This is a genomic window from Streptomyces bikiniensis (assembly GCF_000716625.1).
In the GTDB taxonomy this organism is placed as follows: domain Bacteria; phylum Actinomycetota; class Actinomycetes; order Streptomycetales; family Streptomycetaceae; genus Streptomyces; species Streptomyces bikiniensis.
This window is the reverse complement of sequence record NZ_JNXJ01000035.1, coordinates 12,641-24,580: the sequence shown is the minus strand read 5'-3', so window position 1 is coordinate 24,580 and position 11,940 is coordinate 12,641. Positions and strand designations below refer to the sequence as shown.

9 protein-coding genes, 2 pseudogenes and 1 riboswitch are annotated in these 11,940 nt (G+C 74.4%); of the genes and pseudogenes, 6 read left to right on the top strand and 5 right to left on the bottom strand.

Annotated elements, in window-relative coordinates; genetic code table 11:
* The first annotated feature begins 35 nt into the window (after positions 1-35).
* A complete protein-coding gene (locus OO47_RS24815) occupies positions 36-854 on the top strand; it encodes a helix-turn-helix transcriptional regulator (protein ID WP_030219648.1) in 819 nt (272 codons plus the stop codon).
* Positions 855-885: 31 nt separating this feature from the next.
* Here the strand turns inward: OO47_RS24815 and OO47_RS36975 are convergent, their stop codons facing one another.
* The 4 genes and pseudogenes from OO47_RS36975 to OO47_RS24800 all read right to left on the bottom strand — a co-directional run bounded on the left by OO47_RS36975 (position 886) and on the right by OO47_RS24800 (position 3,567).
* On the bottom strand, positions 886-1,044 hold the full coding sequence (locus tag OO47_RS36975) for a hypothetical protein (RefSeq protein WP_158708693.1): 159 nt from the start codon (positions 1,042-1,044) through the stop codon (positions 886-888).
* Positions 1,045-1,050: 6 nt separating this feature from the next.
* Positions 1,051-1,206: pseudogene (locus OO47_RS24810) on the bottom strand (alpha/beta fold hydrolase); the annotation flags it as partial.
* An 87-nt stretch (positions 1,207-1,293) separates the two neighbouring features.
* Entirely contained in the window at positions 1,294-2,076 is a 783-nt protein-coding gene (locus OO47_RS24805; RefSeq protein WP_030219641.1) for a sulfite exporter TauE/SafE family protein, read from the bottom strand.
* Positions 2,077-2,139: 63 nt separating this feature from the next.
* Positions 2,140-3,567: a short-chain fatty acyl-CoA regulator family protein gene (locus OO47_RS24800; protein WP_030219640.1), complete on the bottom strand. Its 1,428-nt coding sequence runs from the start codon at positions 3,565-3,567 to the stop codon at positions 2,140-2,142.
* A gap of 328 nt (positions 3,568-3,895) precedes the next feature.
* Here OO47_RS24800 and aceA point away from each other — a divergent pair, with 328 nt between their 5' ends.
* The 5 genes and pseudogenes from aceA (at position 3,896) to OO47_RS37395 (ending at position 10,269) form a co-directional block, all read left to right on the top strand.
* Complete coding sequence (aceA, locus tag OO47_RS24795) at positions 3,896-5,179, top strand: isocitrate lyase (RefSeq protein ID WP_030219637.1); 1,284 nt, start codon at positions 3,896-3,898, stop codon at positions 5,177-5,179.
* Between the two features lie 123 nt (positions 5,180-5,302).
* Positions 5,303-6,910 carry a malate synthase A gene (aceB, locus tag OO47_RS24790; protein WP_030219634.1) on the top strand — a complete coding sequence of 536 codons (1,608 nt, stop codon included), beginning with the start codon at positions 5,303-5,305 and terminating at the stop codon, positions 6,908-6,910.
* Positions 6,911-6,975: 65 nt separating this feature from the next.
* Positions 6,976-7,854, top strand: a complete 879-nt coding sequence (locus tag OO47_RS24785) for a 3-hydroxybutyryl-CoA dehydrogenase (protein WP_030219632.1) — start codon at positions 6,976-6,978, stop codon at positions 7,852-7,854.
* 254 nt (positions 7,855-8,108) lie between these two features.
* Positions 8,109-8,338: riboswitch (cobalamin riboswitch) on the top strand.
* A 167-nt stretch (positions 8,339-8,505) separates the two neighbouring features.
* Positions 8,506-9,669, top strand: a pseudogene (locus OO47_RS34105) (hypothetical protein); the annotation flags it as partial.
* Entirely contained in the window at positions 9,646-10,269 is a 624-nt protein-coding gene (locus OO47_RS37395; protein WP_199812335.1) for a LysR family substrate-binding domain-containing protein, read from the top strand. The pseudogene OO47_RS34105 and the gene OO47_RS37395, both read left to right, overlap by 24 nt.
* Before the next feature lie 68 nt (positions 10,270-10,337).
* On the opposite strand, the gene OO47_RS24775 is transcribed toward OO47_RS37395, so the two are convergent.
* Positions 10,338-11,903, bottom strand: a complete 1,566-nt coding sequence (locus OO47_RS24775) for an MFS transporter (RefSeq protein WP_030219629.1) — start codon at positions 11,901-11,903, stop codon at positions 10,338-10,340.
* Positions 11,904-11,940: the final 37 nt, after the last annotated feature.

Here is an 11,940-nt window from a genome sequence, read left to right as displayed (position 1 = left end):
GCGCGGCGGGGCCGGCGGCCACGAAGGAGAACGCGGTGCGCGAGCACGTCGAATCGTCGGTGGAGCTGCGCGGGGCGCTGCTGAGGCTGCGCCGCGCCACCGGGCTCCCGGTGGTCTTCGGGGGGCTGACGCACGAGACCCGGGTGCTGCGGATCGGCGAGCTGAACGGCGCGGTGACACCGGCCCTGCGCGGGCTCGCGATCTCGGCGGGCTCCGGCCTGGGCGGGAAGTGCCTGGCGCTGGGACGGCCGTGCGCGGTGACGGACTACCCGTCGGCGCGGCACATCACCCACGAGTACGACGGTCCGGTGTCGGCGGAGGGGCTGCGGTCGGTGATCGCGGTGCCGGTCGTCGTGCGCCGGAAGGTGCGGGGCGTGCTGTACGGGGCGCTGCGCGACGCGCTGCCGGTCGGCGAGCGGGTCTTCGACGCGGCGGTGGCGGCGGCCCGCGACCTGGAGCAGGCGCTGGCGGTACGGGACGAGGTCCGGGAACTCCTGGCCCCGCCCCCGCCGGGCCCCTCCTGGGAGGAGGTCCGGCAGGCGTACGGCGAGCTGCGCGAGCTGGCGCCGAAGGTTACGGACCCGGAGCTGCGGGAACGGCTCCTGGCGGTCTGCGGCCGCCTGGAGACGGCCTCCGGCGCCCCCGCCGCCCTCCCCGGGGTGGCCCTGACCCCGCGCGAGACGGACGTCCTGGCGGCGGTCGCCTCGGGCGCGACGAACGCGACGGCGGCCGTACGGCTCGGGCTGCGCCCGGAGACGGTGAAGGGCTACCTGCGCTCGGCGATGCGGAAGCTGGGGGCGCACACGCGGATGGAGGCGGTGGTGGCGGCGCGGCGGGCGGGGGCGCTGCCGTAGGCCTTCCGTACGGCTCCGCGGGACTCAGGACTCAGAAGTCGAGGAGCACCCGGTCCCACTCCGCCGCGTGGCCGGCGTTCACGCCGTGCGGGCCGCCCGGGACCAGGTGGACCCGGCTGCGGGGCAGCGCGTCGCGGGTCCGGGCGGTAGAACGCGTCCCGCCGAACCCCCTGCGGTCGTAGGTGACCACGCGCTACCCGGCCTCGGCGAGGGCCGGCACCCGGTACTTCCACGACTCGCCCGACAGCGGCCGGCCGTGGATCAGGACGACCGGCCGGCCCGGCCCGGCGGTGTCGTCCACGTGCAGGGCGGTGTCGCGGAACAGCCCGTGGTGGGCGGCGGTCTCGGCCATGCACGGTTCCTCCCGGAACGCGGTGGAGGCGGCCTCTGCCACCCGCGCCTTCCGGTCCGATGCGCGCGCCGCCGTTCGTTCCTCCGGTCAGAACAGTGCCTGGGCCGCGTACAGCGCCCCCAGGACCGTGGCGAGGGTGCCGAGGAGGAGGCGGAGGGCGGTTTCTGGGAGGTGGGGTTGGAGGCGGGCGCCGAGGTAGCCGCCGATCAGGCCGCCGAAGCCGCAGGCGAGGCCCAGGGCCCAGTCCGGGGCGGCGGCCTCGGTGGTGGTGAGGGAGAGCAGGGCGAAGGTGGCGGCGCCGACGACGGAGGTCGCGAAGGTGGCGGCGAGCGCGGCCGGGGCCACGCGGGAGACGGGGACGCCCCGGCCCGCCAGGACCGGGCCGAGGAGGGAGCCGCCGCCGATGCCGTAGATCCCGCCCACCACCCCGACGGCCAGGGCGAGTCCGGTGACCGCGCGGGGCGAGGGCTCGGCGCCGGTCCGCTTCCGGGCGGGGCGCAGGGTGCGGACGCACAGCCACACGCCCAGGGGCAGCAGCAGCGCGGCGATGAGGGCGCGGAAGACGGTGGGGCCGGGGAGGGCGAAGACGCGGACGACGGCGCCGGCCACCACCCCGGGGAGGGTGCCCGCCACCAGGAGGCGGGTGAGGGGGCCGCGCAGGGCGCCGGTCCTGGCGTGGCGCCACAGGGCGCCGGGGCCCGCGACCACGTTGAACAGCAGGTTCGTCGGCGTGACGGAGGGGTTCGGCACGGCGAAGACGCTCAGTTGGACCGGGAGCAGGAACACCGCCCCCGAGACCCCGGCCGGCGCGGTCACGACGGAGATCAGCAGTCCGGCGGCCACCCCGCCGAGCAGCGTCGTCCAGTCCACCGCGCCCCCCACCGTTCCGAGATCGTCCGGACAGTATCGGGCCCGGCCCGGGCGGCCCCTCCCTCAGCCCCTCCCCTGCTCCTCCACCGCGTACGGGACGAACGTGCTGGTGTGCTCGTCGACGGCGAGGGCGCGGCCGAGCGGGGGCACCGCCCGCTGGGGGCAGTCGAGGCGTTCGCAGACCCGGCAGCCCATGCCGATGGGGGTGGCGGCGGCCCTGTTGCCGAGGTCGAGGCCGTCGGAGTAGACGAGCCGGGAGGCGTGGCGCAGTTCGCAGCCGAGGCCGATGGCGAAGGTCTTGCCGGGTTCGCCCCAGCCGCCCCGGTGGCGGGTCACCGTGCGGGCGGTCCACAGGTAGCGCTGCCCGTCGGGCATGGCCGCCACCTGGACGTGGATGCGGCCGGGGGCGGCGAACGCCTCGTACACGTTCCAGAGGGGGCAGGTGCCGCCGGCGCGGGAGAAGTGGAAGCCGGTGGCGGACTGCCGCTTGGACATGTTCCCGGCCCGGTCGACCCGGACGAAGGAGAACGGCACCCCGCGCAGACGGGGGCGCTGGAGGGTGCTGAGGCGGTGGCAGACCGTCTCGTAGCCGAGTCCGAAGCGGTCGGTGAGCCGCTCGATGTCGTAGCGCGTCTCCTCCGCGGCGGTGTGGAAGGCGCGGTACGGCAGGACGAGCGCGGCGGCCAGGTAGTTGGCGACGCCGATGCGGGCCAGGGACCAGGTGCGGGAGCCCTCCTCGTAGTCCTCGGAGGCGTACCCGGAGAGCAGGGCGTCCTGTTCGAGCAGGGCGAGCTGGGTGGCCATGCGGAAGGCCTGCTGGCCGGGGCGCAGCCGGGGCGAGAGGTGCAGGATGCGGGCGGCCGGGTCGTAGCGGTGGAGCTGCCGGTCGGCCTCGGCGTCGGCGGCGATCCGGACGCCGTGGCGCTCGTCGAGCCGGGCGGCGAGGGCCCGGCGCACCTCGCCGGGGCGGACGCCGATCTCCTCCGCGAGCCCCTCGGCGGCGAGGTCGGCGTCGTGGAGGTAGTTGCGGCGCCGGTAGAAGAACTCGCGGATCTCCTCGTGCGGCGTGCGGGCGCGCGCCGCGTCCGGGGCGAGGGCGTCGCCGCGGTCGCCGCTCAGGGCGGCGAGGCGCTCGGTGAGGGCCTGGCGGCCGCGGCCGAGGTCGAGGAGGACGGCGGCCACGTGCGGGAGGCGGGAGGCGAGCTCCGCGAGGTCGGCGGCGGAGAGCGCGGAGCGGTCGAGTTCGTCGGCCAGGGTCTCGCGCAGGTCGGCCAGGAGCCGGCCGGTGTCCCGCTCGGAGAAGAAGTCGGGGTCGACGCCGAAGGACTCGGCGACCCGCAGCAGGACGGGGACCGTCAGGGGCCGGGTGTCGTGCTCCATCTGGTTCAGGTAGCTGGGCGAGATCCTGAGCACCCTGGCCAGGTCCGCCTGGCTCAGCCGGCGCTCCTCGCGCAGCCGCCGCAGCCGCGCCCCCGCGTAGATCTTGCTCACGGCCGTTCCCTTCGGGTCGTACGTGGGTCACACCCTAGGTCACCCCGGGCCCTTTCGGGGCTTCGCAAACTTGGCAAACCCGGGGTGAAAGATTCGCAGAAGTTGGCATGCGGCCATGGTTGATGGCACGGAGTGCCACTGCGAAAGTCGGACCACGGCCCGCCGGTGACCCGGCAGGAGGCGGAGTTCGGGGCACGGCTCATGCCCTGACGTCGTAGGACCCGGTCGTCTCCGCCCGGGGCACGGCGGGCCGTTCGTCACCTCATACGGAGCTTCGCGAGTCTTCGCCGACCTTCGCAAAGTTCGACACTCCCCGGGAGAGACCATCATGGCGCAGGCAGGAAACCAGGCGGCCGAAGAGCTGGCGCGGCAGTGGGCCACGGACCCCCGCTGGAAGGGCGTCGAGCGCACCTACACCGCCGAGGACGTCGTCCGCCTCTCGGGCAGCGTCCGCGAGGAGCACACCCTCGCCCGGCGCGGCGCGGAGCGCCTGTGGCGTCAGCTGCACGAGCTCGACTACGTCCACGCGCTCGGCGCCCTCACCGGCGGCCAGGCCGTGCAGCAGGTCCGGGCCGGGCTCCAGGCCATCTACCTGTCCGGCTGGCAGGTCGCCGCCGACGCCAACCAGGCCGGCCACACCTACCCCGACCAGAGCCTCTACCCGGTCAACTCGGTGCCGCAGGTGGTCCGCCGGATCAACAACGCGCTGCTGCGCGCCGACCAGATCGCCACCGCCGAGGGCGGCACCGACACGACCGACTGGCTCGCGCCGATCGTCGCCGATGCCGAGGCCGGCTTCGGCGGTCCGCTGAACGCCTTCGAGCTGACCAAGGCGATGATCGCGGCCGGTGCGGCGGGCATCCACTACGAGGACCAGCTGGCCTCCGAGAAGAAGTGCGGCCACCTCGGCGGCAAGGTGCTCGTGCCCACCTCGCAGCACGTCCGCACCCTCAACGCGGCCCGGCTCGCCGCCGACATCGCCGGCACCCCGACCCTGGTCATCGCCCGCACCGACGCCCTCGCCGCGAACCTGCTCACCAGCGATGTCGACGAGCGGGACGCCGAGTTCACCACCGGCGAGCGCACGGCGGAGGGCTTCTACCGGGTGCGCAACGGCATGGCGCCGGTCATCGCCCGCGGCCTGGCCTACGCCCCGTACGCCGACCTCATCTGGGTCGAGACCGGCACCCCGGACCTGGCGCAGGCCCGCGAGTTCGCCGAGGCGATCCACGCGGAGCACCCCGACCAGATGCTGGCGTACAACTGCTCGCCGTCCTTCAACTGGAAGGCGGCCCTGGACGACGACCAGATCGCCAAGTTCCAGCGCGAACTGGGCGCCATGGGCTACAAGTTCCAGTTCATCACCCTGGCCGGCTTCCACTCGCTCAACCACGGCATGTTCGACCTGGCCCGCGGCTACGCGGAGCACGGCATGACCGCGTACGTCGACCTCCAGGAGCGCGAGTTCGCCGCGCAGGAGCACGGCTTCACCGCCGTCAAGCACCAGCGCGAGGTCGGCACCGGCTACTTCGACCTGGTCTCCACCGCCGTCAACCCCGCCTCCTCCACGACCGCGCTCGCCGGGTCCACGGAGGAGGAGCAGTTCCACTAGGCCCTCCGAGGCCCCTCGAACCGCGGGGGCGGGTGTCCACGTCACCCGTCCCCGCACCCCCTCCCCGTACGACCCGCGCCCCCGCCCTCCCCCGCACCACCCGCTCCCCCTCAGGAGACACCGATGACCACCAGCGCCGTCCCGACCCGCCAGGTCCGCGTGCTCGCGGCCCCGGGCGACCGCCACGACGAGATCCTCACCCCCGACGCCCTGGACTTCGTCGGCCGTCTCGCCACCGCCTTCGGCGAGCGCCGCCGGTGGCTCCTCAAGGAGCGGCGCCGGCAGGCCATCCGGCTCGCCACCGGCTCGCCGCTCGACTTCCCGCTCACCACCTCCGCCGTGCGCGCCGACCCGGACTGGCGGGTCGCCCCGCCCGCCCCCGGCCTGACCGACCGCCGGGTGGAGATCACCGGTCCGCCGGAGCGGCGGGCGGCGGTCGACGCGCTCAACTCCGGTGCCAGTGTGTGGATGGCGGACTTCGAGGACGCCACCGCGCCCACCTGGGAGAACGTGATCGGTGGCCAGCTCGTCCTGCTCGACGCGATCGAGCGGCGCCTCGACTTCACCACCGGGGGAGGCCAGGAGTACCGGCTGCGCGAGGGCCGGCTGCCGACGATCGTGGTCCGGCCGCGCGGCTGGCATCTGGACGAGGAGCACCTGGAGCTCGACGGCGGCCCGGTGCCGGCCGCGCTCGTGGACTTCGGCCTGTACTTCTTCCACTGCGCGCGGCGGCAGACCGACGCCGGGTACGGCCCGTACTTCTACCTCCCCAAGCTGGAGAACCGGTACGAGGCGCGCCTGTGGAACGACGTGTTCCTGCTCGCCCAGGAGCTCCTGGACATCCCCCGGGGCACCGTCCGCGCCACCGTCCTCATCGAGACGATCACGGCGGCGTTCGAGATGGAGGAGATCCTGTACGAGCTGCGGGAGCACAGCGCGGGCCTCAACGCGGGCCGCTGGGACTACCTGTTCAGCCTGATCAAGACCTTCGGCCACCGCTCCGACTTCCTGCTGCCCGACCGGACGAAGGTGACGATGACGGCCCCGTTCATGCGGGCGTACACCGAACTGCTCGTGCGCACCTGCCACCGGCGCGGCGCCCACGCGATCGGCGGCATGGCCGCCCAGGTGCCGGCCGAGGACGCGGCGGCGAAGGAGGCCGTGCTCGCCGCGGTCCGCCTGGACAAGGAGCGGGAGGCGGAGGACGGCTTCGACGGCTCGTGGGTGGCCCATCCGGGGCTCGTGCCGGTCTGCCGCGAGGTCTTCGACGGGGTCCTCGGGGACCGTCCGCACCAGCTCGACCGGAGCCGCGAGGACGTGCGGGTGACGCCCGGGGAGCTGCTCGCGGTGCGGCGGGTCGGCGGACCGCCGACCGAGGAGGGCGTCCGCACCAACATCGCCGTGGTGCTCCGCTACTACGACGCCTGGATCCGGGGCCGGGGCGCCGTCGTCCTGGACGGCCTGGTGGAGGACGCCGCGGCCGCCGAGATCGCCCGCGTCCAGATCTGGCAGTGGCTCCGGCACCGGACCGTCGAGCGCGACACGGTCCTGGAGCTCCTGGAACGGGAACTGGACGCGCTCGGCGCCGAGTTCCCGTGGGCGGCCCTGAACGAGGTGCGGGAGCTCTTCGAGAGCACCGCGCTCACCGCCGAACTGCCGCTCTTCTTCACCCCGGAGGCGTACTCCCGCCACCTCGTCCGTACCGTCGCGACCGCGGACGTGACGGTGTGAGCGGCGCGGGCGCCGGTCCGGGCGGCGGCACGGAGGCCGGTACGAGTCCCGGTCCGGGCGGCGGCATCCGGCGCGTCGGCGTCGTGGGCGGCGGGCAGATGGGCGCGGGCATCGCGGAGGTCTGCGCGCGGGCCGGGCTCCCCACCGTGATCTGCGAGGCCGACCGCGCGGCGGCGCGGGCCGCCCGCGAGCGGGTCGCCGTCTCCCTCGAACGGGCCGTCCGGCGCGGCAAGCTGGACCGCCCCTCCGCCGAGGCGGCGCTCGACCGGATCACGGCCACCGCCGAAATGTCCGACCTCGCGGACCGGCAGCTCGTGGTCGAGGCGGTGGTCGAGGATCCCGCCGTCAAGTCCCGGGTGTTCGCCGCGCTCGACAAGATCGTCACCGACCCGGCGGCGGTCCTCGCCACCAACACCTCCTCGCTCCCGGTCATGCGGCTCGGCATGGCCACCGAGCGCGCCGACCGGGTCGTGGGGCTGCACTTCTTCAACCCGGTGCCCGTGCTGCCGCTCGTGGAGATCGTCACGACCCTCCACACCTCGGCGGCGACGACGGCCGCGGTGACGTCCTTCGCGACGGAGACCCTGGGCAAGACCGCCATCAGCTCCCGCGACCGGGCCGGCTTCGTCGTCAACGCCCTGCTCGTCCCGTACCTGCTGTCCGCGATCCGGATGACGGAGTCGGGGTTCGCCTCCGCCACGGACGTCGACCGGGGCATGGAACTGGGCTGCGCCCACCCGATGGGGCCGCTGCGGCTCGCGGACCTGATCGGACTCGACACGGTCGCGTCCATCGCGGACTCGCTGTACGAGGAGTTCAAGGAGCCCCTGTACGCCCCTCCCCCGCTGCTCCTGCGGATGGTGGAGGCGGGGCTGCTCGGCCGGAAGACCGGCCGGGGGTTCCACGTGTACGACCGGGCGGAGACGTCCGGGCGGCCGGCCTGAGGGGGCCGGCACCCGCCGCCGGGGAGGGGCCCGGTGGAGGGTCCCGAGAGAGGACCCGGCGGCGGTACGGCGAGGGGCCGGGGACGGGTGGTGCCGTCCCCGGCCCCGCCGTCGTGCGGCCCTGCGGTCGCGCGGCCCCGGCGTCGTGCGGCCCTGCGGTCGCGCGGTCGCGATGCTCCGCGGGCGGCAACCGCCCGTCTCACCTCCGCGTCCGCATGGCGAGACGCACTCCTCCCGTCCGGCGATCGACCCCACAGTCTGGCCGGGCAGCTGGTTCGCCCCGTCCGCCAGGCGGGACGCGTCGTAAGAGGGAACCCGGTGGGAATCCGGTGGGAATCCGGGGCTGCCCCGCAGCGGTGAGCGGGAACGACCGCCGCCATACGCACTGGACCCGGGAAGGGTCTGGGAAGCGACGGCCAGTAGGAGTCGTGCACGACACGACGCGCCCGCGAGTCCGAAGACCTGCCCGCTGCCCGCACGCGGACGATTCCGCGCGCGGACATCCCGGTGACCTCGAGGGCGGGTCGGCGCACATACCAGGCGGACGACCGCGCCCCGCCGCGCGTGCTCGCGACCGTCCGGTCCGTCGCCCCTTCGCACCCCCGTCCCGTCTCCGGGATCTCAGGGATTCATCTCGCGAAGGAGATCTCCGTGACCACGAAGTCCGCAGCCGCGGCAGCACGGGCCACCGTGTACGGCTACCCCCGCCAGGGCCGTGACCGGGAGCTGAAAAAGGCGATCGAGGGCTACTGGAAGGGCCGCGTCACCGCCGACTCCCTCCGGTCCACCGCCGCCGAACTGCGCCGCGCGAACTGGCGGCGGCTCGCCGGAGCCGGCGTCCACGAGGTGCCGACCGGCGACTTCTCGTAGTACGACCACGTCCTGGACACCAGCGTCATGGTGGGCGCGATTCCCGCGCGGCACCGGGAGGCGGTCGCCGCGGACGCCCTGGACGGCTACTTCGCGATGGCGCGCGGCACGCAGGACGTCGCCCCGCTGGAGATGACGAAGTGGTTCGACACCAACTACCACTACCTGGTGCCGGAGCTGGGCCCGGACACGGTCTTCTCGGCCGACTCCTCCAAGCAGGTCGCGGAGCTCAAGGAGGCCCTGGCCCTGGCTCTGGGGCCGGCGGCCCGTCCGGTCCTCGTCGGACCCGTCACCTACCTGCTGCTCGCCAAGCCCGCGCCGGGCGTGGCCGCCGACTTCGACCCGCTGCCCCTGCTCGACCGGCTCCTGCCGGTGTACGCGGAGGTCCTCGCGGACCTGCGGGCGGCCGGCGCCGCGTGGGTGCAGCTGGACGAGCCCGCGCTCGTCCAGGACCGCACCCCGGCCGACCTGAACGCCGCCGCCCGTGCCTATCGCGACCTCGGCGCGCTCACCGACCGGCCCAAGCTCCTCGTCGCCTCGTACTTCGACCGCCTCGGGGACGCCCTGCCCGTCCTGGCCAAGGCGCCGGTCGAGGGCCTGGCGCTCGACTTCACCGGCCCGGCCGCGGCCAACCTGGACGGGTTCGCCGCCGTCGCCTCCCGCGCGACCTCCCCCCTCACCCGGAACCCGCGGGTGCGCGCCCGGACCGCCGCCGTGACGGAGGCCGACTCCCGCCGCTCGCAGCCGTACCCCGAGCGGGCCTCCGCCCAGCGCGCCCACCTGGGCCTGCCGCTGCTCCCGACCACCACCATCGGGTCCTTCCCGCAGACCGGCGAGCTGCGCACCGCCCGCGCCGACCTGCGGGCCGGCAAGACCTTCTGCGCCAAGGCCGACGCGGCCGTCACCGCCTTCGACGACGCCATGCGCTCGGACCTGCAGAGGGTGCGCGCCCTGCGCGTCGGACACGCCTGGTCGGCGGTCGGTGTGTACACCAGCGAGATCCTGCGCCGATGGCAGGAGGTCCACCCGGACGTCGAGGTGCGTCTGCGGCGGGTGGACGACCCCGCCGGCGGGCTCACCAGCGGGCTGTCGGACGTGGCGATCATGCGCACCCACGCCCGGGGCCGGAACCTGCACGAGGAGCTGCTCGTCATGGAGCCCCGAGTGGTGGCGGTGGCGACGGACAACCCGCTCACCGCAGTGGGCGAGGTCCGGCTGGCGGACCTGGCCGACCACGCCCTGGTGATCAACTCCTTCTCCGGCACCACCAGTCTCCGCCTCTGGCAGGACGGCAGGCGGCCCGTCGTCGCGGTGGAGGTCGACACCCTCGACGACTGGCAGACGTACATCGCCGCAGGCGTCGGCCTCGGGGTGACGCCGGCCTCCACCGCGTGGATGCACCCGCACTCCGAGATCACGTACCTCCCCCTCCGGGACGCGCCCCCGGTGCCGGTGTACCTGGTCTGGGCGTCCAACAACCAGCATCCGGCGCTGCGCTCCTTCGTCCGGCTGGCCCGGGACGTGGTGGCGGAGGACGCCGGGTGACCCGGGCCGCCCCGCACCGGCACCGGTCGCCCGGCGCCGGGCGGGGGGGGTGCGTGGCTCCGGCACGCTCACACCTGTGACCCGGCACGTTCCGCCGGGACGCTCTCCCCGGCGTCCGGCTCCTGGCCGCCGATGACCCCGACGTGCCGCAGGACGACGGCGGAGAGCAGCGCCAGCACCAGCGTGCACACCGCGGCGACCAGCATGGCGGTGTTCAGACCGGAGGTGGCCGCCTCCTTGGCCGCCTCGAACCACCCCTCGGGCATCCGCTGGGCCGACGACGCCGCGCCGGCCAGGCTGTCGCCGGCGGGCTCGGCGACGTCCGAGGGCGTACCGGCGGGGATCTCGCCGTCGATGCGGTTGCGGTAGACGGCGGTGGCCAGGCTGCCCAGGATCGCCACGCCCAGGGCGAGGCCCAGCTCCTGGACGGTCTCCGACATGGCCGAGGCCGAGCCGGCCTTCTCCGGCGGCGCGGCCCCGACCACCAGGTCCGTGCCCAGGGCGGCGATCGCCCCCAGTCCGAGGTAGACGAGGCCGAAGCCGATCACCATCAGGGCCACGCCGTCCCCGGCGTCGACCTGGGTGAGCAGCACGTACCCCACCGTGGACAGCGTCAGCGTGGCGGCCACCACGATCCCCGGCGGCACCCGGCGCGACACCAGCGGAGCTCCGATCGCCGCGAGGAACATCAGCATCGCGGGCGGGCCCATCCACAGCCCCGCCTCGACAGGCGGCAGCCCCTCGACGAGCTGGAGCTGCTGGGTGATCAGCAGCATGGAGCCGCCGACGCCCACCAGGCCGACCAGCAGGACGCTCAGCGCGGCGCTGAAGGTCCGGTCGGTGAACAGGCGCATGTCCAGCAGCGGGCTCGCCAGCTTGCCCTGGCGCTTGACGAACACCACCGCGAACACCACGCCGACCACCGTGGCGGCGACAGTGGCGAGGTCCAGGCCGTCCTTGGCGAACTGCTTCACCGCGTAGATCACCGGCAGGATCGCGACCAACGACAGCACGACGCTGAGCAGGTCGAAGCGGCCGCTGTGCGGCGCCCGGTACTCGGGGATCAGCAGGGGCGCGGCCACCAGCAGCACGACGGCGACCGGGACCGCGAGGAGGAACGCCGAACCCCACCAGAAGTGGTCGAGCATCGCGCCGCCGACCACCGGGCCGAGTGCCATGCCGAGCGCGAAGCTCGTGGCCCAGACGCCGATGGCCAGCGAGCGCTGGCGCTCGTCGGAGAACATGTTGCTGATCAGCGCCAGGGTGGACGGCATGAGGGTGGCGCCGGCGATCCCGAGGGCCGCGCGGGCGGCGATGAGCATCTCGGCGCTGGTGGAGTAGGCGGCCAGCACGGAGACGACTCCGAAGGCGGCCGCCCCCAGCAGCAGCAGCCTGCGCCGGCCGATGCGGTCGCCCAGGGTGCCCATGGTGATCAGGAAGCCGGCGATCAGGAAGCCGTAGGCGTCCATGATCCACAGCTCTTCGGTGCCGCTCGGGCGCAGGTCCTCCGCCAGGGAGGGAAGGGCGAGGTACAGCACGGTGACGTCCAGGCCCAGCAGCACGGTGGGCAACGACAGGACCGCCAGTCCTCCCCATTCCCGGGCCCCGGCCCCGCCTGCGGTTGTTGTGCTCATGGAACTCCCCATGGTCTCCGTCCGAGAACGTTCGGGG